Source organism: Streptomyces xanthochromogenes (assembly GCF_014650455.1).
Taxonomy (GTDB): Bacteria; Actinomycetota; Actinomycetes; order Streptomycetales; family Streptomycetaceae; genus Streptomyces; species Streptomyces xanthochromogenes.
In genome coordinates, this window is record NZ_BMUZ01000011.1 from 26,731 (window position 1) to 50,509 (window position 23,779).

The following is a 23,779-nucleotide window of genomic DNA, read 5'->3' on the forward strand; positions in this document are numbered from 1 at the left end:
GGCGCCGGCCGGGGGTACCGGCTCGAAGGCGAACGGGGGGACCGGCTCCCCGCTGCCACCGCCCGGTCGGCGGCGCCACCGGGTCGCGCAACGAAAGGAATCGGGTTTCCGTTATGGGCATCATCGCCTGGATTGCCATCGGGCTCATCGCAGGAGCCATCGCCAAGGCGCTGACCCCGGGCAAGGACCCCGGCGGCTGTCTGGTCACCATGGTGATCGGCATCGTGGGCGGTCTGCTCGGCGGCTGGCTCGGCCAGCTCGTCTTCGGAGTCGACGGGGTGAAGGGCTTCTTCCACCTGTCGACCTGGATCACCGCGATCGTGGGCTCGGTGATCGTGCTCTTCCTCTACCGCCTGGTGTCCGGCCGTCGCGGCTGACCGCGGCCCGCTTCGGCGGTGACACCCGGACTCTCCGTGCCTCCCGGCGTCCGCCCGGGGAGGCGCGGAGAGTTTTGCGGGCGTTGCGTCATCCGGGGGAACGGCCACCCCGGCCCGCCGGCCGCGCCGGGGCCTACGGCAGGATCGAGTCGACGTAGCCGCCGTCCACCCGTAGCGCGCCGCCCGTGGTGGCGGAGGCGAAGGGCGAGCTGAGGTAGACGACCATGTGCGCGATCTCTTCGGGCTCGATGAGCCGCTGGATCAGCGACTGCGGCCGGTACTCGCGCATGAAGGCGCGCTGCGCCTCGTCCCAGGGCAGGTCGCGGTCCACGAGCGAGTACACGAAGTCCTCCACCCCGCCGGTGTGGGTGGGCCCCGCGATGACCGAGTTCACCGTGACGCCGGTGCCCGCGGCCTCCTTCGCGAAGCCCCGCGCAACGGCGAGCAGGGCGGTCTTCGACATGCCGTACTGGATCATCTCGGCCGGCACCACCACCGCCGAGTCGCTGGCGATGTTCTGGATCCGGCCCCAGGAGCGCTCGATCATCCCGGGCAGATAGTGGCGGGTCATCCGGACGGCGGTCAGCACGTTGACCTCGAAGTAGCGCCGCCACTCCGCGTCGTCGATCTCCAGGGCGGCCTTGGCACCGAAGATGCCGAGGTTGTTCACCAGGATGTCGGCGTGCGGCACGGCGTCGAAGACGGCCGCGGCGCCCTCGTCCGTGGCGATGTCCCCGGGGGCCGCCACGAAGTCGCCGCCGCCTTCGCCGAGGCGGTCGAGGGCTTCGTCCACCGACTTCGCGCTGCGCCCGTTCACGGCGACCCGTGCTCCGGCCGCCGCGAGGCCCGACGCGATGGCCGCGCCGATGCCCTGGGTGGAACCGGTCACCAGGGCCGTCCGCCCGGAAAGGTCGATGCGCACGCTGGCTGCCTCCCTACTGCCGCCGGGGCGGCTCCGTTGATACTGCCTCTTGTCCGCTTCCCCGTTTCACCCGTTTTTCCCACCTGTCCCGGTGGTCCCGGTCGCCCCGCTCTGCCCTGGCCCACCCAGGAGGCTGCCCCGGCCCACCCAGGAGGGCTCGTGGCGTACGGCGTCGCGCGGGACCGCAGCAGAGCCACCGCCGTCAAGCGGAGCCGTGGGCCGGGGCCGGTGGACGTCCGCCCGGCCCGGCGATCCCGGTCGGAACAGAACGATTGCGGGCATCAACACCGCTGACGAGACAGCGCAGTTCGGGCCTCTCGCGGCCGGGGGAGGCGGGGCGCGCACGGCCCGTCGCGGGCGTCTCCCCCACCGGGCAGGAAAGTTGGCCCCGGCGGCGCCTCGGAGGTGTCGCACGGCGAAACCTGTTGTACCGAGGCGGAGATCGACGATCATAGGGCGAAGGTCGCGGGCCTTCCCGGCCCGCGCCCGATCGCCGAATCCATCGCCAACGGCGGCGCCGCCCCGCCGCGTGTCCCATCGGCCCGCGTCCATGCCGAGGTCACCGCGCGGTTCACGGGTGAAGTCGCCCGGATCCGTTAGGACTTGCAGTGATATCCATCGCCCACGTCAGCGATCTGCACCTCGACAACAGCCCGCGCGCCACCGAGCGTGCCGAGCGTGTGATGTCGTATCTGCGCGACCTTCCGGGACCGCTGGACGCCGTCCTCGTCACCGGTGACATCGCCGACCACGCCGCGCCGCAGGAGTACCAGCAGGCGAAGGAGCTCTTCGCGCTGCCGTACCCGGTGCTCGTGCTCCCCGGCAACCACGACCGCAGGGCGCCGTTCCGCACCGGGCTGCTCGACGGCAAGCCCGACGACGAGGAGCTCAACCAGGTCGTCCGCACCAAGGGCGCGACCTTTCTGCTCTGCGACTCCACGATCCCGGACCGCGACGAGGGGCTGATCAGCGACCGGAGTCTGGCCTGGCTGGACGGGGCCCTGAGTGCCGAGGCCGACGACCGGCCGGTGTTCGTGTGCTTCCACCACCCGCCGGTGACGCTGCACACGCCGTACGTGGACCGGCTGCGGCAGTTCCAGGAGGCGCGGCTCGCCGAGGTCCTGGTCCGTCACCCGCAGGTCGTCGCGCTGCTGTGCGGTCACGCGCACACGGCGGCGGCCACCACCTTCGCGGGGCTGCCCCTGCTGGTGGCGCCCGGTGTCGCCTCCACCGTGCCGCTTCCGTTCGAGGGCCGTGACACCGTCGACCACGAGCTGGCACCCGGACTCGCCTTTCACGTCCTCGACGACCGGCGCCGGCTGGTCACGCACTACAGGGCCCTGAGCTAGCGAGCGGTATCCGGAACCATCCGGAGTGACACGGGCGGTGTGCCGCGATGGACTGTGCGCGAGGCGACGGGCCGGGGACTCACCCGATGGGCGTGGGGGCCGGACAGTCCGGAACGGAGGGACGGTCCTTCGTGCGGACGGCCGGCAACCAGGCGGCGGTCCGGCCGGCGCCCCGGGGCAGCCGGACGCGGTACCACTCGGCGGAGTGCGTGTCCGCCTCGTCGATGATCGGCATCCCCAGTGGGAGCCGGCAGTCGACGGCCAGTTCGTCGCCGTGCCACACCCGGGTCGCCACCACGTTGTCGACCGTGTAGGGCCGCGTCGGGTCGATCGCCAGGCCGAGGCTGCAATCGGCGTTGCGGTCGGTGCGGCCCCGACAGCTCTGCTCGGCGTTGAACACCCTTATGCGGCCGGGGGGTTCGGCGCTCGGGGCGCCCGATGCGGTGTCGTGCTCGACGTGCGGCCAGACCGTCGCACCCACCGCGCACACCGCGAGGGTGAGGGACGCGGCCCGTCTTCGGCCACGGCGGACCGACGCCCGCGCGAAGGGCGACACGTCGGTCGCCGTCCGCTCGGCGACGCGGGCCAGCAGGCTCTCGGCGGTGTGCGCGGCGCGGGCGGCGTGCGTCGGGGCGAGGCAGTCGGCGGTCAGTGCGCGCCAGAACGGTGGCAGCGCGCCGTCGAGCCGCAGCGGCGCCCGGCCGTCGGCGTACTCCTGGGTCGCCGCGCCGCGCGCCATGGGTGTCGCACCGGGGAAGGGCGAGGCGCCGGCCGCGAACAGTTCGTGGATGGTGATGCCGAGCGCCCAGATGTCGGCACTCGGCCGGATCTCGACGCCCTGCTCGCCGAGCGGCGCCCGCCAGCGCTCGGGCGGGAGGTAGTCGAAGGTGCCCATGGGGGGTGCGTAGCCATGGGTGCCGTGGGTGCCGGTCAGCTGGGTGACGAGCCCGAAGTCCGAGAGCTTCACCGAGCCGTCCGCCATGAGCAGGATGTTGTCGGGCTTCAGGTCGCCGTGCACCCATCCGCTGCGGTGCAGATGGGCCAGTCCCTCGCAGATCTCCGTGACCAGGCGGGCGCCCTCGGCCTCGCTCACACCGGCATCGAGCAGATCGCGCAGGCTGCGCCCGGCCCGCTCCATGACCAGCACGATCGCCCCGTCCAGGAGCGGATGGTCGGGTTCGGCCAGGACGAAGGTGTCGAGCAGCCGGATCAGTCGCGGGTGCGAGGAACCGCGGCCGAACTCGACCTCGCGCCGGGCGGTGTCGGCGACCTTACGGGCCTGGTGCGGTGAAAGACCGGCGGTGGGCAGCACCTTGAGCGCCACGGACTCCTCGCCGGGCACGCCCTCCGCGTGGCCCTCGATCAGGCGTCCCGCGTGGACGGTCGCCCACCCGCCGGTTCCGATCGGCTCGACGACCTCCCAGCGGGCCACCCGGTATCCGGGCGGCAGGAGTTCCGTAGGGTCATCGCCCGATGTGTCGGCCGGACCGTGCACCGTGCCCCCCTCCGGTCCGCCGGTGCGCGCTTGCGCGGCTCATCCGGCCGTCCCCCGTTCCTGTCCCGTCGCCCCGGTCCGGGGCGGGAGCAGCGCGAGGTGGTCCTCGCGGACCAGACCGAAGCGCAGGACGAGCCCGACGATCGCCTCGCGCTTGCCGTTGCGGCGGGCCTCTCTGCGGGGCCCGGTCTCGGCGGGCGCACTGATCCGCATCTTCTCGTCGGCGAGGTAGTCGATGTGCGAGCTGACCGCCCTGGCCGTGAGCCGGCCGCACGCGGGGTGCCCCTTGAGCCGGTCGACGATCTGGGGCGTGGTCGGCACCGCGACCGGCGACTCGTCGCGCAGCCGCGGTTCGCAGAGCGCGACGAGGATGAGGAAGTAGAGGGCCGTCTCGTCCAGGGAGTACGCGGTGACGGTCCGGCTCCCCCACTGGCCGTGCAGCCCGTCCGGGTCCAGGTAGACGTGGTCGGGCGCGAACACCTGGAAGGAGACGGATGTGTTGCGGGTGGGCAGCACGACCCGCGAGAACTCGAACGGGATGGGCGCACCGGCCCTTCTCGGCGGCACCCGCAGATACTCCCCCGCGCCTTCCGGGTTCTCCACCAGATAGCTCTGGGTCGGGCTGAGATTGCTGAGCTGCCAGTGGTCGTCGGTCACCCTGATCTCGCCGGCGAGCCGGGAGATCGCCTCGTCGTCGAGGCGGAGCTCGACCGGTGTCGAAGCGGAGCCCCGTCCGAAGCGGGCCACTTCGCCCGGGCCCAGCCGCAGTGTGACCGCGTCGCCGCCCGGTTCGCCCTCGCCCCACCCCGCGGGCAGATGGATCACTACCCCGCTCACGGCCCCCTCCTCGCCCCGCGTCACCGATGCTCACTCGGATCGAACGTTACACATCCTGACCATCGGTCAACTCCTGTGTTCTGGCCGATTTCAGGCCCTGGTGACGCATCCCCGCCGACCCCGGCGCCGACGGGTCGAGGACCGCGTCCGCCAGGTGTTCGCGGAACCAACGATGGCCGGGATCGGCCGAATTGCGGGGATGCCAGGCCATTCCGAGGTCGAGGGGGCCAAGGTCGAGGGGGACGGGAAAGGTGCGCAGGCCGAGGGCGGCGGTGGTGGCGGGAAGCCAGTCCTCCAGGGTGAGGGCGACGAGGTCGGTGTCCCGGGCGAGGATCATCGCGCTGGTGTGGCTGGGCACCACGACGGCCACCCGGCGTTCGAGCCCGAGCCCGGCGAGGGCCTCGTCGATGGGACCGTTGCGCTTGCCGTGGCGGGAGATGCCGATGTGGCCGGCGGCCGCGAAGCGGCGGGCGTCGATGGGCTCGTCGAAGAGGGGGTGCCCGCTGCGGGCCACGCCCACCAGGACTTTCCGGGTGAGGTGCCGGGTGCGGACCTCCGGGTCGAGCCGGCCGAGCACGCCGAGCTCGACGTCCACCGTGCCGTGCCGCAGCGCGGGCCCGCCCTCCAGCGCCTCGGGCAGGAAGACCACGTCCACGTGCGGGGCCTCGGCCCGGACCCGGTCGGTCAACGGGCCGGCGAGCCCGGCGAGCAGCAGATCGGCGGCCTGCACGGTGAAGCTGCGCCGCAGGTGTACGGCGTCGAAGCCGGCGCCCGGCCGCAGTACGTTGTCGCAGGCCTGGAGCAACTCCCTTACTTCTTCGCGGAGTTCGAGGGCCCGCGGGGTGGGGACCATGCGCTGGCCCGCGCGGACGAGGAGCGGATCGCCCACGGTCCGCCGGAGCCGGGCGAGGGTGCGGCTGACGGCCGCGGGTGAGGTGCCGAGGCGCTCCGCGGCGCGGGTGACACTGTTCTCGCGCAACAGGGCGTCCAGGACGCGCAACAGGTTGAGATCCATGCGGCGGGCGCTCCTGAACCACGTCTGTACTTCTGGGCCGGTGGGTGGGCGCTCATTCTCCCACCGGCCCGACGCCGCCCCCCGGGCCGCCCCGCGGGACGGCCCGGACTGCCGTCAGGAGTGGCTGAGCACGTTGATGACCCGGCCGTTCGGGTCGCGCACGAAGAAGCGGCGCACCCCCCACTCCTCATCCGTCAGGGGGTGGACGATCTCGGCGCCGCGCTCCACCATCGCCCGGTGCGCGGCGTCCACGTCCTCGACCTCGATGCTCACGTCCGGCATCACGGGGGCCGTCAGGTCCTTGGTCATCAGGCTCAGCTGCACGGCGGGGTTGTCCTCGGAGGCGAGCGTCACGATCCAGCCGTGGTTCATGACTTCCTCGAAGCCCAGCACCCCGTAGAAGTCGGAGCTGTCGGTCAGGGCCTGGCCCTCGGACTCGAAGTTGGGAACGATCCGGCGAACGTACATGAGCCACTCCGTGGACGCGGGAACATGCGGGAGGCCCACGCTACCGAAAGCGGAGCGGTCCCACCGCCCGCGCCCGGCGGACCTTTCCGTACTCTGTCCGGTCCCCGGGGGCCCCTGCCGGGCCGGGGTTGGATTGGCGGCACCATCCGATGTCCAGCCGTACGGGAGGCGCGATGCGGCTCACCACCACCTCCGGCGACACTGTTCCGGAGCGACTCGTCGAGGAGTTGCGCGAGCAGTTGCGCGGCCCCCTCATCACCGAGGCGGACCAGGAGTACACCGAAGCGAAATCGATCTGGAACGCCTATTTCGAGAAGCGGCCGGGAGCACTGGCCCGCTGCACGGGGGCGGCCGACGTCGCCACCGCCGTCCGGTTCGCCCGTGAGCACGACATCCTGCTCGCGGTGACGGGCGGCGGGCACTGCTTCGCCGGAACCGGCAGCGTCGAGGGCGGCCTCGTCATCGACACGTCCGCCATGAAGGGCATCAAGGTCGACCCCACGGGCCGCACCGCGCTCGCCCAACCCGGCCTGGTCCAGGGTGAGTTCGACGCGGAGACCATGCACTACGGGCTCGCGGTCACCGGCTCCCAGGAGTCGTACATCGGGATCGGCGGCATGACGCTCGGCGGCGGCCTCGGCTGGCTCGCCCGCTACCGCGGACTGCTCGTGGACAACCTGATATCCGCCGACATCGTGCTCGCCGACGGCACACTGCGCCGGGCCAGCCTGGAGGACGACCCGGACCTGTTCTGGGCCATCCGCGGCGGTGGCGGCAACTTCGGCGTGGCCACGTCCTTCGAGTACAAGCTGTACCCGCAGGGCGACTGCCTCGCCGGGCTGCTTGCCTTCCCGGTCGCGGAGACGGGTGAAGTCGCCCGTCGTCTCGGGGAGTTCAACAAGACGGCGCCGGACGCGCTGACCACCTCGTTCGCCTTCCTCACCGTGGACGGCGAGCCCGCGGTCGGTCTCGGCTACGTCCACGCCGACCCGGAGGCGGGGGGCGAGGAGGCGGTGGCCCCGCTGAGCGGGCTCGGCCGCAAGCCGCTGCTCAACCACGTGGGCCGGATGCCGTATCTGGCCGTGCAGCGGATGCTCGACGACAACACCGTCGCCGGGCGGCGTCTGTACGCCCGCTCGTTCCACTTCGACGAGCTGCACGCCGAGGCCCTGGACATCCTGGGCGAGGGCTTCACCACCAACCCCTCCGCACTGTCCCTGGTCGGCGGCGGCCTGATGGGCGGCGTCATGGCCCAACTCCCGCCGGAGGCAACGGCGTTCCCGCACCGCACCGGCTATCTGGTCAGCGTGCTGAGCCAGTGGGAGGACCCGGCCGACGACGCGGCCAACGTCGAGTGGACCCAGCGGGTGTACGAGCGCGTGCTCCCGTACACGACCGGCGGGGTGTATGTGAACCACCTCGGTGACGACGGCCCGCAGCGGCTCCACGACGCCTACGGCCCCAACTACGAGCGGCTCACCCGGCTGAAGGCGAAGTACGACCCGCAGAACCTGTTCCGGGTCAACCACAACATCCTTCCGGCGAGCTGACCTTCGGGGCAGCGCCAAGGGGGCCACCGGATGACCGGTGGCCCCCTTCGTCGTGGGCGGCGTTCCCGTGGACGCCCCTCGCCGTTGGGGCAGTTGCCCCTGTACGGGGTCAGGTGGTGCGGGCGACCGGGATGCTGCGGTAGGCGCAGAAGGGGAAGCGGAAGCCCGCCGCGCTCGGCTGCCAGTCGGCCTCGCCGGCCGGTTCGAGCAGGCCGGGGCGGTCGAGCAGCCGGCCGAACACGGCCGCGCCCTCCACCCGGGCGAGCATCGCGCCCAGACAGTGGTGGGCGCCCCCGCCGAAGCTGAGGTGGGCGTTGGGCCGCCGGGCGAGGTCGAGGCGCTCGGGGTCGGTGAACTGCCGCTCGTCGAAGTTGGCGGACGCCAGGAGCAGCACCACGACCCGATTGGGGCGGATGGTGCGCCCGCCCACCTCCACCGGCTCCAGGGTGAGCCGGGTGGTGGTGTGGATGGGGGCGTCCCAGCGCAGGAACTCCTCCAGGGCGGTGGGCATCAGGGTGCGGTCGGCGCGCAGCCGGCGCTGTTCGTCGGGGTGGTGGATCAGCGCGTGGCAGCCGGTGGCGATGAGGTTGGTGGTGGTCTCGAAGCCCGCGTAGTAGAGGAAGAGCGCGTTGTCGACGGTCTCCTCCTCGGTCAGCGGGCGGTGTTCGTCGTCCCGGGCGAGCGCGATCGCGCTGAGCAGGTCGTCGCCGGGGTCGGCGAGGCGCTCGCGCAGCAGGCCGCGCAGATAGGCGCGCAGCCAGCGGACGCCGTCGTGGGCCGCGGCCCGCTCGTCCTCCGGTATGAACACGGCGAAGGCCTTGGCGACGTCGAGGGAGCGGCGCATCACCTCGGCGCGGTCGCTGTGCGGGATGCCGAGCAGGGTGCTCATCACCAGGACGGGCAGCGGCTGGGCGAGGTCGGTGACCGCGTCGAAGGAGCCGCGCTCCTCGGCCGCGGTCAGGAGCTCGTCCACGAGGTCGCCGATCAGGCCGCTCAGGGTGCGCACGGTCGTCGGCGGGAGCGCCTTGGTGAGCAGGCGGCGCAGCCGCGTGTGGTCGGGCGGGTCCCGGTCGATGACGATGCCGCGCAGGAAGTCGACGGCGGGTCCGGCACCGACCGACATCTCCTGGAACTCGACCGGGAAGGCGCGGCCGAGCCTTCGGTCCTTCAGGAGCCTCGACACCTCGTCGTACCGCGTGACGACCCACTGGGCGGGGCCGCCCCGGCACAGCGGCCCCGCCGCGCGGAGCCTGCGGTAGACCGGATAGGGATCGCGCAGCAGCGCCGCGTCGTCAAGACTGAACCTCGGCAGTTCCCTGTCTCTCACATCGGTCACAACTGGCAGCGTAGGACAGCGAAGCGAGTCTTCATCAGCCCTGAAAGGAAAGAGACAGAACAACTTCGAAAGGAAGATCCTCTCCGCCGTCCGCTGCCGCACGAGCGTTTCCCGCTGCTAGGCTCCGGCCCGAAATCCCGCCTTTCGACAGGAGAGCGGCATGGCTTCGGAACTGCCACTGAGGTTCAATTCACGCGCCCCTGAAGTACTGTCCGATCCGTACCCCGTCTATGCGGAACTGCGCGCCTCCGGACCGCTGAGCCGGGGCGGCCCGGGCCAGTGGGTGATCAGCCGGTACGCCGATGTGGTGCCGCTCCTTCGAGATCGCCGGCTGAGCCATGAATACCCGCCGGAATACCATGAATTCAGCATCGGCAACGGTCCGGCGAACAGCTTCTTCCAGCGAATAATCCTGGATCGCGACGCCCCCGACCACACCCGTCTGCGGCGCCTGATGGCAAAGGCGTTCAGCCCGCGTCTGGTGCAGCGCATGCACGATTTCATCGAGGAGCAGGTGGAGTCGCTGCTCGCGCCGGGCCTTGACGGCGGGCTTTTCGATGCCGTGACCGAGCTCGCCTTTCCACTGCCCGTCATGGTGGTGTGCGAACTGGTCGGAATTCCCCCGGTGGACCGGGACCTGGTGCGCCCGCACGCCATCCAGTTGGCGAAGGCGTTCGCGCTGTACGTGGCCGAGGAGGACCGGGCCGCCGCGCACGCGGCCGTCGCCTGGCTGCGGGAGTACATCGGGGCGCTGCTCGACGAGCGGGGGCGCCATCTCGGGGACGACCTGCTGTCGCAGATGCTGACGGCCGAGGTCGCCGAGGAGCCGCAGGCGCGGCTGAGCCGCGAGGAGATCGTGGACAACACGATCTTCTTGTTCTTCGCCGGGTTCGAGACCACCACCAACCTCATCGCGACGAGCTGCGCGGCGCTGCTCGGCCACCCCCGCGAGCTGGCCAGGCTGCGTGCCGATCCCGGCCTGCTGCCCAGTGCCGTCGACGAGTTCCTGCGCTACGACGCCCCGATCCAGGCGACCGCCCGGATGGCCGTGGAGGAGATCGAGATCGGGGGCCGCACGATCCGGCCCGGACGGGTGGTGGTGCTCCTGCTCGGTTCGGCCAACCACGACGAGGAGCGGTTCGAGCACCCGGAACGGCTGGATGTGAGCCGCTCCCCCAACCCGCACGTGAGCTTCGGCGGTGGCGCCCACCACTGCCTGGGCGCGGGCCTCGCACGGATCGAGGCCCAGGTCGCGCTCGGTCGGCTGCTCAGCCGGGCCCCCCGCTTCGAGCCCGCCGGCGAGGTGGTCCGGATACCCAGCGTGACGTTCCGCTCGTACGCGAGCGTTCCCGTCGCTTTACGGTGACGGTGGCCAAAATATGAGTGACAGATTTGGCGACGCGGACCCGCGCGAGCCCTTAGATTGAGCCTGTTCGTCCGGCTCATATGAGGAGGCGAGGGGGGCGCGGCGGAGGTTTGCACCACGCCGTGGAGGAAAGGTGACAGGGGTGGGACAGCCATCGATCTTTATCGGCCACCCCGGCTAAATCGTTTCGGCGAAGGACCTCCGCCGGTCGTCAGGCCCCGGCGGGCGCCGATCGATTTTGATCCAATGGTCAACAATTTCACGAGCGCGCGCACGAGGTGAATGGCTTGAACGGGGCTGTCACGTCGGCTCGTCGAGCGTGCTCCATGTGACCGGCGGCAGACGGCTGTTCTCCGGCGTCTCTTCGCGCCGCAATTTCATCGTTGGGTGGCTCCCGCTCCCGGGTTTCAGGATGCGGGGATGAGTGAGCGTAGAACTCCATGGGCGTGGAAGGGGCGCGTACTTGTCACGTGAAGAAGTCCGGTTACTGAGATGGCCGGCGCAACAGGAACTGCGGGATCGCTACCGCACGATCGGCGTGCCTCGCATACTGGTCGTGGAGGCGAGAGCCGAGGCTCCCGTCTGCGAGGACGTCTGCGAGGACTGGGTCAGGGCCCCGATCGCGGCACACGACTTACAGGCCCGGGTGAATGCCCTCAGCCGCCGGTACCGGATGAACCGGCTTCCGTGCCTGGACGAGAGCGGGGTACTGCATTTCTCCTCCCGCTCGGTAACGGTCTCGCCCACCCAGACGGAACTCCTGGAACTGCTCGTACCGAACTTCCGCGAGGTCGTTCCCCGCGAGGCGCTGCGCTACCGGCTCGGTCAGGTCAATGGATCGAGGACGCGCAACGCCCTGGACCTGCACATGATGCGGACCAGGGAGCGAATACAGCCGCTCGGCCTTTCCATACGCACCGTGTGGGGGCGGGGCTATGTACTGGAGTCGCAGGCCGATCTGGTCTGAGGACCAAGGGGTGTGCCCACGACACGACGGGGACGTGTCGTGGGCACAGCCGTGCCGGGCCGCACGATGACGCACGAGGTGAGCACCAGACCGTGGGAGCGCTGCCATCGCCCCTCGAAGTGCCGCTCGTGCAGCCCCGTGAGGCCGTGCACGGCCGGCGCCCGCACCCGAAAGCGCCCGCCTGCCCCCGGCCCGTGCCCGCCGGGCTCGACCAGGATGCGCAGTTCGGCCAGCGGCGGGGCATGACCGTCGCCCACGAGGGCCGAACACGCTTTGTAAGCAGCCTCCTTGGCGCTGAACAGCAAGCGCTCTCCGGCGACTTCCGGCCGCATCCGGCGGGCTTCGTCCGCGCTGATCAGCCGGGCCCGGACCCGCGCGGGCAGCGGAGCGTCGACCTCGGCGTCGATGCCGAGCGCCCACGCGTCACCGGCACGGCAGAGGGCGGCCGCACGGAATCCCGGGCAGTGGGTGATGCTGCCGAGCACGCCCGGCGGCCACAGGGGTTCGCCCCGCGTGCCCCGCCCGACCGCCACCGGCCGCACTCCGAGCCGGGCGAGCGCCCGGTGCGCACACCACCGGCCGGTGGTGAACTCCCCTTCCCTGCGCGGTCCGACCCCCTCGCACATCTCCCGTTCCACCGCGAAGAGCGGCCCGGACACGTCGTCGGCGCGGGCCGCGCCCACCGCCCAGGGCGGCAGCACGGCCCGCAGCAGCGCGTCAGCGGTTTCCGTGCGCACGCATCGCGGCCTTGTCGACCTTGCCGACCGGTGTCTTGGGGAAGGAGTCCACCCGCTCGACCTGGTCGGGCACCTTGTACGAGGCGAGGCCGCGCTCCCGCAGATACGCCTTCAGCCGGGCAAGTCCCGGTTCACCGGGGCCCGTTGACGGATCGGCGATCACGTACGCACAGATCCGCTCGCCCAGCATCTCGTCCGCGAGCCCCACCACGGCGACGTCCCGCACCTGGTGGTGGGACAGCAGATGCTCCTCGACCTCCTCGGCGGACACCTTGTCGCCGCCGCGGTGGATGATGTCCTTGGCCCGCCCCATCACCACCAGGTTGCCGTCGGGGCGCAGCCGCACCAGGTCGCCGGTGCGGAAGAAGCCGTCCTCGGTGAAGGCCCGCGCGTTGTGCTCGGGCGCCCGGTAGTAGCCGCGGATGGTGTACGGCCCCCGGGTGAGCAGCTCCCCCACCTCGCCCGTCGGCACCGGCCGGTCCTCCTCGTCGACCACCCGGATCTCGTCGTCCGGGCAGAGCGGGCGGCCCTCGGTGTGGGTGATGACCTCCTCCGGGTCGTCGAGCCGGGTGTGGGTCAACAGCCCCTCGCCGATCCCGTACCACTGGGTCAGCCGGCACCCGAGCCCCTCGCGCACCCGACGTGCCACCTCGGGCTGGAACTTGGAGCTGCCCACCTGGAGCAGCAGCCCCGACAGATCCGCCTTCAGCACCTCCGGGTCCGCCAGCCACATCATGACCAGCGGCGGCACCAGCGTCGTCAGGGTGACCCGCTCCTCGATCACCAGGGGCAGCGCCTCGTCCGGGCTGGGGCTCGCGGCGAGCACCGCCTTGCCGCCGCGGAACAGGGTGCCGAGCACGCCCGGGCAGCCGAGCGCCGCGTTGTGGGCGACCGGGGTGGCCGCGAGATAGGCGCTGTCCTGGTCGACCCGCAGCGCCTCGGCGCAGGCCAGCGCGTTGTAGGCGTAGTCGTCGTGGGTGCGCGGGATCAGCTTGGGCAGGCCCGTGGTGCCGCCGGACAGGAGCAGCAGCGCGACCTCGCCGGCATCCACCGGCGCGAGGTCGACCGGCGGACACGGCAGCGAGTCGAGGGCGGTGAACTCCTGCGCTTCGCCCGATACCAGCACATGTGCCACATCCGGTACCTCCGCGCGGACTTCTCGGGCCAGCGCCCGGAAGTCGTAGCCCTGGAAGCGGTCCGGGACCACCAGGGCCACGGCCTCGGCGCGGCGGCACAGATGCACCAGCTCGTTGCGCCGGTGGCCGGGCAGCGCCATGACCGGCACCGCGCCGAGCCGGAACAGGGCGAAGCACAGCACCACGAAGTCGGCGCGGTTGGGAAGCTGGACGACCACCCGGTCGCGCGGCCGGATCCCGATGCGGTGCAGGCCGGAGGCCAACTCCAAGGCACTGTCCGCGAGTTGGGTGAAGGTCAAGCGGGTGGCTCCGGAGACCACGGCGGTCCGCGGGCCGTGTTCTGCGGCGGCGGCGAGCAGCAGGTCGTACAGGGTGCGTCCCTGCCGGTAGCCACGGTCGCGGTACCGCTCGGTGAAGTCGCTCGGCCAGGGGACGAATCCGTCCAGCATGGGCCCCTCCTGCCGGTACGCGGGAGATACGCGTACGCCGTTGGGTGAGCGCGAGGAGGCTTCCCCGCACGCGGGACAACCAGAGTCCGCCGCGAAGGCGCGTCGGCGCCGGGCCGGTGAAAGACACTCAACAGCAACCGCCGACCGGTGCCGGAGGGTGCCTAGGCTCCCGCAGCGAAGACCGAATGGGGACGGAAGGGGGAGGTGAACAGGCCGTGTCCGAAGGGCCGTTGCTCGCATGGATGCGCGATCCCGTCGCCGGCCGCGGCATCCACTTCAGCACCCGCGAAGGCGGCTGGCACCACCGCTCCTACCCGGAACTGGCCGCCGACGCGCGGCGCGCGGCCGGCCGGCTGACGCGAGCCGGGGTGCACCCGGGCGATCTGGTGGCCCTGGTGCTGCCGTCGGGGCCCGCGTTCGTCGCGGCGTTCTTCGGCGCCCTGCTCGTGGGGGCCGTCCCGGCGCCGCTCGCCCCGGAGGCCGCGGGCCGCCCGGTCGCCACCGGCCACCAGGAGCGGATGGCCGCCCTGCTGACGGCGGCGCGCCCCCGCCTGGTCGTCGGCGACGCGGTCGGGGGCGCCCGGGCGGCGGGCGTCGAGGCGCTGAGCGGCGCCGACCTCCTCGCGCCCGGGCCCGACGGGCCAGCGCCGGGCGAGGTCGAGCACGACCGCACCGCCCTGGTGCAGTTCACCTCCGGCTCCACCGGTCCCGCACGGGGCGTACGCATCGGGTGGGACGGGCTGTGCGACAACCTGGCCGTCATCCGGACCTGGCTGGGCGTGGAGTCGACGTCCATCTGGGCCAGTTGGCTGCCCGTCCATCACGACATGGGGCTCGTCGGCTGTCTTCTCGGACCGGTGGTGGCCGGCAACGACCTGTGGCTGATGCGCCCCGAAGACTTCGTGCGCCGACCGCTGGAACATCTGCGCTGTTTCGGCGAGCGGGGCGCTTCGATCACCGCGACCCCCGCCTTCGGCCTCGACCACATTCTGCGCAAGGTGCATCCAGGCCAACTGATCGGTCTGGACCTTTCCGCCGTGACCTCGATGGTCGTGGGCGCCGAGCGCATGGCCCCGAGCCTGCTCGACCGCTTCGCGGCCCTGCTCGCCCCGCACGGCTTCGACCGCGCGGCGCTGCTGCCCGCCTACGGGCTGGCCGAGGCCACCCTCGCGGTGACCGGGGTGCGCCGCGGCGCCGGCTGGGGCCATCGGGGCCCCGTGGTCGGCTGCGGCACCCCGCTGCCCGGCACGACCGTACGCGTCGTGGACGAGGAGGGACGGCCGCTGCCGGACGGGCAGGTCGGCGAGATCATCGTGCGCGGGCCCTCCCTGGGCCTCGGCCACCTCGGCGACGAGGGCGCCGGAAGCCGCTTCGTCGACGGCGAACTGCACACCGGGGACGCCGGTTTCCTCGACTCCGGCGAGCTCCATGTGCAGGGCAGGCTCGGCGACAGCGTGAAGGTGCGCGGCACCCGGGTCTTCGCCGAGGACCTGGAGCAGTCGCTCAGGGAGGCCGGAGTCCTGCCCCGCGGCGCTGCCGTGGTCCTCGGCGACGACGCGGCGGGGCCGGTGGCCGTCGCCGTGATCGAGGCCGACGACGGGCGGCGCACCACGGCCGACGACGACCGCCTGGCCCGGCTGCTCGCGCGCGGTGCCACCGGGGCCCGCACGGTGGTCCACCTGGTGCCCCGCGGCTCGATCCCCTGGACCTCCAGCGGCAAGCCACGCCGCCGCTCCCTGTGGCGTGCGTACTGCGCCGCACCACCCGAACCGACCCGGACGTAGGAGAGACGGACATGGCCCACACCGAGAGCTCCGTACGCGACAGCATCCTGTCCCTGGTGCGCCAACTCGCCCCGGACGCCGACGAGATGCCCACCGACCGCCCCGCCCACCTGGTCAACGACCTGGGTTACCACTCGCTGGCCCTCCTGGAACTGGCCTTCGCGATCGAGGACGACTTCGACCTGCCGCCGATCGACGAGGAGACCGGGCGCGGCATCGTCACCTCCGATGACGTGGTCGCCTATGTGCTCACGCAACTGAGGGAACAGAAGCTCCTGGTGGGCTGATTGACAGATCTCTGACAGCAACGGCTCCCATCACGGCACGTGTTGCTACCGTCGCGGCGCGGAGCGTACCCAATGAGTCGATTACAACGCCTTTGCGGCGTTCCGTTCGTACAGGTTCCGTGACCGCGGAGCCTCCTGCGTGAGGAAAGGGGTCCTGCTGTGGCCGAAGCGGCGATCGAGATCGATCGGCTCCGCAAGAGTTTCGGGCCCAAGGCGGCAGTGGACGACGTGTCGTTCTCCGTGGCCGCGGGCACCGTCGTCGGACTGCTCGGGCCGAACGGAGCGGGCAAGACCACCGTCATCAACTGCCTCACCACCCTGCTCACGCCGGACAGCGGCACCGCCCGGCTCGCCGGGCACGACGTCACCACCGACCCGGCCGGCGTCCGCGCGAGCGTCGCGGTCACCGGCCAGTTCGCCGCCGTGGACGAGACGCTCACGGGCCGCGAGAACCTCGTGTTCTTCGGCCGCCTGTTACGTCTGACCCGGACCGGCGCGAGCGCCCGCGCCGCCGAACTCCTCGACCAGTTCGGACTTTCCGAGGCCGGGGACATGCCCGCGGGACACTACTCGGGCGGCATGCGCCGCAGGCTCGACCTGGCCGCGAGCCTGGTCGTGCCCCGGCCGATCCTGGTGCTCGACGAGCCGACCACCGGCCTCGACCCGCGCAGCCGGCAAGCCCTGTGGGACGCGGTGCGCCGGCTGGCCCGCGACGGCATGGCCATCCTGCTGACCACGCAGTACCTGGAGGAGGCCGACGCGCTCGCCGAGCGGATCGTCGTCATCGACGAAGGCCGGGTGATCGCGGAGGGCACCCCGAAGGAGCTCAAGAAGGACGTGGGCGGCTCGGTCTGCGAGGTGCAGATCAGCGACGCGGGCGACCGGGCCCGTGCCACCGGCGCCCTCGCGGGCTTCGTGGGGGTCAAGGAACGCGACGACGTCCTCGTCGTCCCGATGCGCGGCACCGACGAGCTGTCCGCGATCGTGCGCGCCCTCGACGGCGCGGCCCTGAAGGCCGACGACATCGCCGTGCACCCGCCGACGCTCAACGACGTTTTCTTCGCGCTGACCAAGGACCACCGGGGCTCCGAAGGACCGGCCTTCGACACGGGCGAGGGCCGTTCATGACCGCCCCCGCAGCCTCCGCGGCCCCGGCCGCCCCGGCGGGGCAGGCCTTCCTCAATGACGTCCAGGTGCTGGCGGAACGCGACTTCAAGCGCTCGTTCAGCAAGGTGGCGCTCTTCGGCACCGTCGTCCAGCCGCTGGTGTTCTTCGGCATCTTCTACGCCACGTTCAGCGGCATGCTCGCCGACAAGGGCATCGACTACGGGCCCTCGGTGACGCCCACCCTGGTGGTCCAGGCCCTCATGTTCATCGCGATCGCCTCGGCGATGGCCCTGGCCACCGACCGCGGCAGCGGTCTGTTCAACCGGCTGCGGACCATGCCGATCAGCAGTTCCGCGCTCGGCGCCGCCCGGCTGCTCACGGTCGCCGTCGAGGCGGTGATCTCCACCGTGGTGATCGCGCTGGTGGCGCACCTGGCCGGATTCCGTTTCCACGAAGGGCCGTTGGCGGCCATCGGCTTCCTCCTGGTCGCCGTGCTCTTCACCATGGCCCTGGCGGCGGTGACGGCGACGCTCGGTCTCACCGTGCGCAGCCAGGAGGCGCTGGCCGCCTGTCTGTATCTGCCCTATCTGCCGCTGCTGGTCGTCTCGACCGGGTTCGTGCCGGCCAACCTCTTCCCCGGCTGGCTCCAGCCGGTCGTCAACGTCTCGCCCGTCTCGGCCGTCGTCGAGGCGCTGCGCGCACTGTCGGACAGCAGCACCGGCACCGGCCGGGTGTGGCCCGCCCTCGTGTGGTGCGCCGGGCTGATCCTGCTGTGCGGATGGACCACCGCGCGCGCCTTCCGGAAGGTGACCAAGTGACCGCGACAACCAGCGCGCCCGCCGCCCTTCCCACCGGCGCCGGAGGGCTCTGGGCGGAGAGCCGCATCATCGCGGGGCGGGTGCTCAGGCTCTTCGTCCGCAGCCCGATGATGCTGCTAGCCACCTTCGGCTTTCCGCTGCTCCAACTGTTCATGCTGCTGGCCGCGTTCAACATCCTGGTGCACGACACCCTGGGCGAGAGCTATGTCGTACGCCTGGCCCCGCTGATCATCCTGATCACGGCGTTCTCGGCCATCGGCTCCAGTGCGATCGCGTTCTGGGTGGACATCCGCAGCGGTGTCTTCAACCGGCTGCGGGCCATGCCGATCAACGCCCTGTCCATGCTGTTCGGGCGGATGCTCGGTGACCTCGTGCGCATCCTCGGCATCGCCGTCCTGGTGGCGGCCATCGCCTATCTGCCCGGCTTCCGATTCGAGCAGGGCTTCGGGGCCGCGGTGGGCTTCTTCGTCCTGGTGGCCCTGTTCGGCCTGATGTGCACCTCGATCGCGGTGGTGGCCGCGCTGTCCGCCCCGTACCCGCCGGTCATCATGGCCTGGGTCCAACTGCCCACGCTGGCGCTGACGTTGATGTCGTCGGGCTATATGCCGCTGGACGCCTATCCGAGCGCGATCCGTTCCGTCGTGGCCGCGCAGCCCGTCTCCACGGCCGTGGAGGCGCTCGTGGGGCTCTCGCACGGCGGGCCGCTCCTGGTTCCGGTGCTCGCCACGGTCGCCTGGACGGTCGGCATCAGTGTGCTCTGCGCGTTTGTGACGGTCCGTAAGTTCCGCAATTTCGTTGCAGGTTAGCTCCGGTTCCGGCGAGTCCGGCGACCGGGCAGAGGAGGAAGTACGCCCATGCCCCACGCACGTTCCTTCGACACCCCCGGCGATCAGCGGGTCCTCATCGCGGGCTGCGGGATCACCGGCCCGGTGCTCGCGCTGTTCCTGCGGAGCTGTGGATTCGAGCCCGTGCTGTACGAGGGCCGCGAGGAACCGGACGACGCGGCCGGGTCGTTCATCAATCTGGGGCCCAACGGACGCAGCGTCCTGGAGAGCCTCGGCATCGCGGACCAGGTCCTGAGCGCGGGCGAGCCCACCACCCGGCTCGTCTTCGCCAACCACCGGGGCCGCACCATCGGTCGCAACCCGGAGCGGACCACCGTCATCAAGCGCGGCCTGCTGAACAAGGGACTGCGCGACGCGGCCGAGAAGGCGGGCGTGCCGGTCGAGTTCGGCAAGCGGGTCGTCGGCGTCGAACAGCAGGGGCCGGGCCGCGTCACGGCCCGGTTCGCCGACGGCACGACGGCCGGGGGCGCCGTGCTGATCGGCGCCGACGGGATCAACTCCGCCACCCGTGCGGCCGTCTTCCCCGAGGCCCCGGCGCCCAGTTTCACCCAGGGCGTCGGCTCGGGCGGCTTCGCCCGTACCCGGGGTGCCGGGGAGGCGGACGGCGTCCTGCGGATGGTGTTCGGGCTGCGCGGCTTCTTCGGCTACCAGGTGCTGCCCGGCGGGGAGGTGTACTGGTTCGAGAACCACACCGAGCCCGAGGAGCCCGCGAGGGGCTGGGCCGCCTCGATCACCGACGAGCAGTGGCGGGCCGAGCTGTTGCGCCGGCATGCCGCCGATCACCGGGTGGTCGCCGGGATACTGCGCGCGACCGAGGGCCCGATAGGCCGCTGGCCGCTCTACGACCTGCCGTCGCTGCCGAGCTGGCACCGGCAGAACGTGTGTCTGATGGGCGACGCGGCCCACGCCATCTCGCCGCACCTGGGCCAGGGCGCGGCCCTCGGCATGGAGGACGCCGTGGTCCTCGCCAAGTGCCTGCGCGACGAGGCCGATCCCCAGCGGGCGTTCGCCGCGTTCGAGAGCATCCGGCGCCCGCGCGTGGAGGGGCTGGTGCAGCGGGCCCGCAAGACAGGCGGGCACATGACGCCGAACGGGCCGGTGGGCCGGGCCCTGCGCGATCTGATGCTGCCCTTCTTCCTCCGGCTGAGCCTGAAGAGCGCGGACGACGTGTACGGCTACCGGGTCGCCTGGGACGCTCCGCACCGCGCGGTCGCGAGGTGAGCGCGCCGTGACCGACGTCATCGTGATCGGTGGCGGTCTCGCCGGGTCGGCCGCGGCCCTGTTCGCGGCCCGCCGCGGACACCGGGTCACCGTCCTGGAGAGCGGGGAGCCGCCACCCGACGGGAGCCCCGACGACGAGGTCCTTCGCTGGCGCCGCCCCGAGGTCCCGCACGCACGCCAGGGCCATGCCTTCCTCGCGCTGGCGACCAAGGTCCTGAGCGAGGAGGCGCCCGACGTCCTGACGGCCCTCGCCGCCCGGGGCGCCGTGCCGGTACCGCTGCAGGACGACCGGCCGGACGCGACCGTCCTGTCCCGGCGCCTGGTGTACGAGGGGGTGCTGCGGCGGGCCGCGCTCGCCGAGGCAGGGGTCGACTTCGTGCACGGCACCCGGGTCACCGGACTGCGCCTCTCCGGTGACGCCCGGGGCATTCCGCGCGTGGTGGGGGTGCGGGCGGCCGGACGCGAGGAGTTCCGCGGCGATCTGGTGGTCGACGCGAGCGGCCGGCGCTCCCGGGTCGCCCGCTGGCTCTCGGACCTGTCGCTGCCGGTGCCGGGCGAGACCGCGCAGCCGTGCGGATTCTTCTATCTGACCCGGCACTACCGGCTGCGCCCCGGACGACGCTTCCCCTCCACCACGGTGCCGCAGGTCGCCGAGTTGGACTACGCCACCGCACTGGTCTTCCCCGGCGACAACGACACCTTCCAGCTCTCGGTGACGGTGGCCGTCTCCGACCCGCTGCGCCACCGACTGCGAGACCCTGACACGTTCACCCGCTTCCTGTCCGCGGTGCCCCGCACGGCGGCCTGGCTCGACTGCGGGGAGCCGATCGACGACCCCGCTCCCATGGGCAACATCGAGAACCGGTGGCGCCGCCTGCTCGACGAGCGGGGCCGCCCGTTCGTCGCCGGGCTGGTACTGCTCGGCGACGCCGCCGTCCAGACCAACCCCACCTTCGGCCGGGGCACCTCCCTCGCCTTCAGCCACGCGCAGGAGCTGGCCCGGGTCGCGGACGGCGCGGCCGAGGACCCGCTCGCCGCGCTGCTGGCGTTCGAGAAGTGGACCGCCGCTCATCCGGGGCGCTGGTTCGGTCTCCAACTCGCCACGGACGAGGCCCGGTTCGCGCAGTTGCGGGCCGGCCTGCTCGGGCAGCGGGCCGCGCCGGCCGAAGACCTGCCCAACCGTTTCGTCCGGGCGATGGCGGTGCTGCGGGAGGACGACGAGGCCGTCAGAAGTGCCTCGCTGCGCCTCTACAACATGCTGATGACCCCGCAGGAACTGATGGCCGACCGGGTCGTCTCCCGGCGCATCCTCGCCTTCCTGCGCGACCATCCGCTGCCCGAACCGCCCCTGGAAGGCCCCGGGCGCGCCGCGTTCGAGTCCTTGGTGACGGGCGGTTCTGTACAGGAACTGTCACCGGCGGCCCCGCATCCCGCTCCCCGCCGATAGCGTCGGCGGGCGGGCCGCACCGGCCGGCGACCGCACCGCGCGGTCCCCGGCCCGGCTCTCGGGCCCCGCTCCTCCGGTCCGGTCCTCGACCGCCCGGCCCCGGCCCCATCCCGGGCCCCACCCACCGAATCCCCGCCCGGTCCGCCGGGCGAGTCCGTGAAGGACGGCAGCGTGGAGATCTCTCTCAAGACCGGCGTCACCCTGAGCTACGACATCTTCGGAGACCCGGACGGCAGCCCCGTGCTGCTCGTTCCGGGACAGCACCAGGCGAACCTGTTCAACCAGATGCAGGTGCCGTTCCTGACCAAGCGCGGCCACCGCGTCATCACCTTCGACCACCGGGGCGTACCGCCGTCGCAGGAGACCCCGCCGCCGTACACCATGGAGGGTCTCGCCGAGGACGTGGCGGCCCTCATCGAGCAGCTCGCCATCGGCCCCTGCGCGATCGTCGGCTACTCCCTCGGCGCCACCATCATCCTCGAACTCGCGGTGGAGCGACCCGAGTTGCTCACCAAGGCCGCGCTGGTCGGGGTGCCGTGGAAGCCGAGCGCACTGCACCGGGCGATCCGCGAGGACGCCCTGGAACGGCTGCGGGCGGGGGTCGTGATGCCGCCCGTGATGGAGGGCATCTACCGGGCGATGTATCTGTTCGGGCCGCGCGCACTCAACCGGGACGCCTTCATCGGCCCGTACCTGGAGGGGCTGCGCGGCCTCGCCGAGTCCGGCGGGCACGGGGCCCTCGGTCACGCCGAGGCGTCCGCGTCGTACGATCCCGACCCCCAGCGCATCGCGGGCATCACCGTGCCCTGTCTGGTGGTCGGCATGGAGCACGACATCATGTCGCCGTACCCGATGGCCCGCGAACTCGCAAAGATCATCCCGGGCTGCGAGTACCGCGAGATCAAGAACAGCGGGCACGCGGCGCTTCTGGAGAAGCCCACCGAGGTCAACATGCTGCTCGACGAATTCCTGGGCGGGGCCAAGGAATAGGGCCCCGCGCCCAGCAGCGGAGCCCCCCGACGGCGAAGGGCCCGGACGTCCGAGCGGACGTCCGGGCCCTTCGCCGTTCTCCCCCGAGGGCGTCGCGGCCTCAGAGCAGCTGGTACAGCCGGTGGAAGGTGTGCCGCACGGGCAGCACCCGCACCTTCGCGAACCCCGCCTCGGAGGCGTAGGCGCGGACCGTGCCGGGACGCATCACCGTGCCGGTGGCGGCCGAGGGCTGCTCCGCCATGCCGACCGGCAGACAGTGCAGCAGGCTCACCGCGTACTGGAAGCGCTCGGTCTCCGAGGCCGGAGCGGTGAACCGCTCCCCCACGTTGGGTTCCATCAGGAGCACCGATCCGCCCGGCGCGAGCAGGGCCCGGCAGGAGCGCAGCACCTCCACCGGCCGCGCCATGTCGTGCAGCGCGTCGAAGATGCACACCAGGTCGTAGCGGCCCGCGAGGTCCCGGTCGCCGGCGTCGCGCACCTCGAAGGTCACCCGGTCGGCGACGCCCGCCTCCCGCGCGTTCTCCCGTGCGTCCGACACCGACCGCGCGTCGAGGTCGAGGCCGTGCACCCGCGCCTTGGGGTAGGCCTGGGCGAGGGCGATCGAGGAATAGCCGGAACCGCAGGCCACGTCCGCGACCACCCCGCCCTCCCCGCCGAGCGCGGCGTGCACCGCGGGCAGGGTGGCCGCGATCCACCCGGCCAGCTGATGCTGGAAGACCGAGCGGTTCAACCCGGCCTGACCGCCCCGTAGTTCGGGCCCGAACCGTTCGTACGCGATGCCTTCGCCGGTGCGGAACGCCTCGATGAGCAGGGGCAGGACCGAGGCCATGCCGCCGATCGGCAGCAGCACGAGGGGGGCGATCGAGAAGAGGCTGCCGGGGTCGGTCAGCGCCTCCGCGTGTCCGGCGGGAAGGGTGAACACCCTTTGTTCCGGCGGAACTTCCCCGCTCTGGGCGATCAGGATGCCGGCTGCGGCCTGCTGCTCCAGCCACTCCCGGGCGTAGCGCGGCGCGATACCGGCCCGCTCGGCCAGTTCCGGGGCCGTCGCGGGGCCGCCCTCGGCGAGCGCGTCGTACAGGCCGAGCCGCAGCCCCAGGTACGCGGTCATCAGCTCGGCCGCACCGAGGCCGGCCATGAACAGGCGTACGGAGAGCGCCTGGGCGGTGGTCGGTGGCGGGGCCGCCGGGTCGGCCGCGGGGCGGGCTCCGGGGACGTGGGGCGGAGCGGCGGTGCGCGGGTTCGGGGCGAAGCGGTCGGGCGCGGTCATGGGTGGATG

Annotated in this window: 22 protein-coding genes; 13 read left to right on the forward strand and 9 right to left on the reverse strand. The window is 72.0% G+C overall.

The features are described from left to right. The first annotated feature begins 113 nt into the window (after window positions 1–113). Window positions 114–377 (forward strand): GlsB/YeaQ/YmgE family stress response membrane protein, encoded by a 264-nt coding sequence (locus IE267_RS26640; RefSeq protein WP_189764975.1) that lies wholly within the window; start codon window positions 114–116, stop codon window positions 375–377. Between the two features lie 133 nt (window positions 378–510). Here IE267_RS26640 and IE267_RS26645 read toward each other — a convergent pair whose 3' ends face one another. Then, window positions 511–1,299, reverse strand: a complete 789-nt coding sequence (locus IE267_RS26645; RefSeq protein ID WP_167160373.1) for an SDR family NAD(P)-dependent oxidoreductase — start codon at window positions 1,297–1,299, stop codon at window positions 511–513. Between the two features lie 608 nt (window positions 1,300–1,907). On the opposite strand from IE267_RS26645, the gene IE267_RS26650 reads away from it, so the two are divergent. Beyond that, window positions 1,908–2,648: a metallophosphoesterase gene (locus IE267_RS26650; RefSeq protein WP_167160371.1), complete on the forward strand. Its 741-nt coding sequence runs from the start codon at window positions 1,908–1,910 to the stop codon at window positions 2,646–2,648. 79 nt (window positions 2,649–2,727) lie between these two features. On the opposite strand, the gene IE267_RS26655 is transcribed toward IE267_RS26650, so the two are convergent. From IE267_RS26655 to IE267_RS26670, 4 genes are all read right to left on the reverse strand, one after another. Then, window positions 2,728–4,143 (reverse strand): serine/threonine-protein kinase, encoded by a 1,416-nt coding sequence (locus IE267_RS26655; protein WP_229861436.1) that lies wholly within the window; start codon window positions 4,141–4,143, stop codon window positions 2,728–2,730. A 39-nt stretch (window positions 4,144–4,182) separates the two neighbouring features. Next, a complete protein-coding gene (locus tag IE267_RS26660) occupies window positions 4,183–4,980 on the reverse strand; it encodes an FHA domain-containing protein (protein WP_189764976.1) in 798 nt (265 codons plus the stop codon). A gap of 46 nt (window positions 4,981–5,026) precedes the next feature. After that, on the reverse strand, window positions 5,027–5,995 hold the full coding sequence (locus IE267_RS26665; protein ID WP_167160367.1) for a LysR family transcriptional regulator: 969 nt from the start codon (window positions 5,993–5,995) through the stop codon (window positions 5,027–5,029). Between the two features lie 114 nt (window positions 5,996–6,109). Continuing rightward, entirely contained in the window at window positions 6,110–6,463 is a 354-nt protein-coding gene (locus tag IE267_RS26670) for a VOC family protein (protein ID WP_167160365.1), read from the reverse strand. A 149-nt stretch (window positions 6,464–6,612) separates the two neighbouring features. Here IE267_RS26670 and IE267_RS26675 point away from each other — a divergent pair, with 149 nt between their 5' ends. Next, window positions 6,613–8,013, forward strand: coding sequence for an FAD-binding oxidoreductase (locus tag IE267_RS26675; protein ID WP_229861437.1), 1,401 nt, complete (start codon window positions 6,613–6,615; stop codon window positions 8,011–8,013). Between the two features lie 109 nt (window positions 8,014–8,122). Here IE267_RS26675 and IE267_RS26680 read toward each other — a convergent pair whose 3' ends face one another. Then, the gene (locus tag IE267_RS26680; RefSeq protein ID WP_229861438.1) at window positions 8,123–9,349 is read right to left on the reverse strand and encodes a cytochrome P450; all 1,227 of its coding nucleotides are present in this window, start codon (window positions 9,347–9,349) and stop codon (window positions 8,123–8,125) included. A 160-nt stretch (window positions 9,350–9,509) separates the two neighbouring features. On the opposite strand from IE267_RS26680, the gene IE267_RS40185 reads away from it, so the two are divergent. Beyond that, window positions 9,510–10,715, forward strand: a complete 1,206-nt coding sequence (locus tag IE267_RS40185; protein WP_189764977.1) for a cytochrome P450 — start codon at window positions 9,510–9,512, stop codon at window positions 10,713–10,715. Between the two features lie 538 nt (window positions 10,716–11,253). Then, window positions 11,254–11,682: a helix-turn-helix domain-containing protein gene (locus tag IE267_RS26690; RefSeq protein WP_202518752.1), complete on the forward strand. Its 429-nt coding sequence runs from the start codon at window positions 11,254–11,256 to the stop codon at window positions 11,680–11,682. Here the strand turns inward: IE267_RS26690 and IE267_RS26695 are convergent. Next, complete coding sequence (locus tag IE267_RS26695; protein WP_189764978.1) at window positions 11,649–12,419, reverse strand: 4'-phosphopantetheinyl transferase family protein; 771 nt, start codon at window positions 12,417–12,419, stop codon at window positions 11,649–11,651. The genes IE267_RS26690 and IE267_RS26695 overlap by 34 nt on opposite strands. Next, window positions 12,400–14,004, reverse strand: a complete 1,605-nt coding sequence (locus IE267_RS26700; protein ID WP_189764979.1) for a (2,3-dihydroxybenzoyl)adenylate synthase — start codon at window positions 14,002–14,004, stop codon at window positions 12,400–12,402. The genes IE267_RS26695 and IE267_RS26700 overlap by 20 nt, the downstream gene beginning before the upstream one ends. A gap of 215 nt (window positions 14,005–14,219) precedes the next feature. Between IE267_RS26700 and IE267_RS26705 the strand changes: the two genes are divergently transcribed. From IE267_RS26705 to IE267_RS26740, 8 genes are all read left to right on the forward strand, one after another. Further along, window positions 14,220–15,788: an AMP-binding protein gene (locus IE267_RS26705; RefSeq protein ID WP_229861439.1), complete on the forward strand. Its 1,569-nt coding sequence runs from the start codon at window positions 14,220–14,222 to the stop codon at window positions 15,786–15,788. A gap of 11 nt (window positions 15,789–15,799) precedes the next feature. Then, complete coding sequence (locus IE267_RS26710) at window positions 15,800–16,075, forward strand: acyl carrier protein (protein ID WP_161244872.1); 276 nt, start codon at window positions 15,800–15,802, stop codon at window positions 16,073–16,075. Between the two features lie 159 nt (window positions 16,076–16,234). Further along, window positions 16,235–17,203: an ATP-binding cassette domain-containing protein gene (locus IE267_RS26715; protein ID WP_167160358.1), complete on the forward strand. Its 969-nt coding sequence runs from the start codon at window positions 16,235–16,237 to the stop codon at window positions 17,201–17,203. After that, window positions 17,200–18,000 (forward strand): ABC transporter permease, encoded by an 801-nt coding sequence (locus IE267_RS26720; RefSeq protein WP_189764981.1) that lies wholly within the window; start codon window positions 17,200–17,202, stop codon window positions 17,998–18,000. Before IE267_RS26715 ends, IE267_RS26720 begins: the two co-directional genes overlap by 4 nt. Next, complete coding sequence (locus IE267_RS26725) at window positions 17,997–18,806, forward strand: ABC transporter permease (protein ID WP_229861440.1); 810 nt, start codon at window positions 17,997–17,999, stop codon at window positions 18,804–18,806. The genes IE267_RS26720 and IE267_RS26725 overlap by 4 nt, the downstream gene beginning before the upstream one ends. 48 nt (window positions 18,807–18,854) lie before the next feature. Beyond that, complete coding sequence (locus IE267_RS26730; RefSeq protein ID WP_167160352.1) at window positions 18,855–20,066, forward strand: FAD-dependent oxidoreductase; 1,212 nt, start codon at window positions 18,855–18,857, stop codon at window positions 20,064–20,066. 7 nt (window positions 20,067–20,073) lie between these two features. After that, on the forward strand, window positions 20,074–21,513 hold the full coding sequence (locus IE267_RS26735; RefSeq protein ID WP_189764983.1) for an NAD(P)/FAD-dependent oxidoreductase: 1,440 nt from the start codon (window positions 20,074–20,076) through the stop codon (window positions 21,511–21,513). 171 nt (window positions 21,514–21,684) lie between these two features. Then, on the forward strand, window positions 21,685–22,503 hold the full coding sequence (locus IE267_RS26740) for an alpha/beta fold hydrolase (protein WP_161248041.1): 819 nt from the start codon (window positions 21,685–21,687) through the stop codon (window positions 22,501–22,503). A 100-nt stretch (window positions 22,504–22,603) separates the two neighbouring features. Here the strand turns inward: IE267_RS26740 and IE267_RS26745 are convergent, their stop codons facing one another. After that, window positions 22,604–23,770 (reverse strand): class I SAM-dependent methyltransferase, encoded by a 1,167-nt coding sequence (locus IE267_RS26745; RefSeq protein WP_189764984.1) that lies wholly within the window; start codon window positions 23,768–23,770, stop codon window positions 22,604–22,606. Window positions 23,771–23,779: the final 9 nt, after the last annotated feature.

Coding starts and splice junctions, on each gene's coding strand:
- IE267_RS26640 (WP_189764975.1), top strand. CDS start 114: ATGGGCATCATCGCCTGGATTGCCATCGGGCTCATCGCAGGAGCCATC.
- IE267_RS26665 (WP_167160367.1), bottom strand. CDS start 5,995: ATGGATCTCAACCTGTTGCGCGTCCTGGACGCCCTGTTGCGCGAGAAC.
- IE267_RS26670 (WP_167160365.1), bottom strand. CDS start 6,463: ATGTACGTTCGCCGGATCGTTCCCAACTTCGAGTCCGAGGGCCAGGCC.
- IE267_RS26675 (WP_229861437.1), top strand. CDS start 6,613: ATGTCCAGCCGTACGGGAGGCGCGATGCGGCTCACCACCACCTCCGGC.
- IE267_RS40185 (WP_189764977.1), top strand. CDS start 9,510: ATGGCTTCGGAACTGCCACTGAGGTTCAATTCACGCGCCCCTGAAGTA.
- IE267_RS26700 (WP_189764979.1), bottom strand. CDS start 14,004: ATGCTGGACGGATTCGTCCCCTGGCCGAGCGACTTCACCGAGCGGTAC.
- IE267_RS26710 (WP_161244872.1), top strand. CDS start 15,800: ATGGCCCACACCGAGAGCTCCGTACGCGACAGCATCCTGTCCCTGGTG.
- IE267_RS26720 (WP_189764981.1), top strand. CDS start 17,200: ATGACCGCCCCCGCAGCCTCCGCGGCCCCGGCCGCCCCGGCGGGGCAG.
- IE267_RS26730 (WP_167160352.1), top strand. CDS start 18,855: ATGCCCCACGCACGTTCCTTCGACACCCCCGGCGATCAGCGGGTCCTC.
- IE267_RS26745 (WP_189764984.1), bottom strand. CDS start 23,770: ATGACCGCGCCCGACCGCTTCGCCCCGAACCCGCGCACCGCCGCTCCG.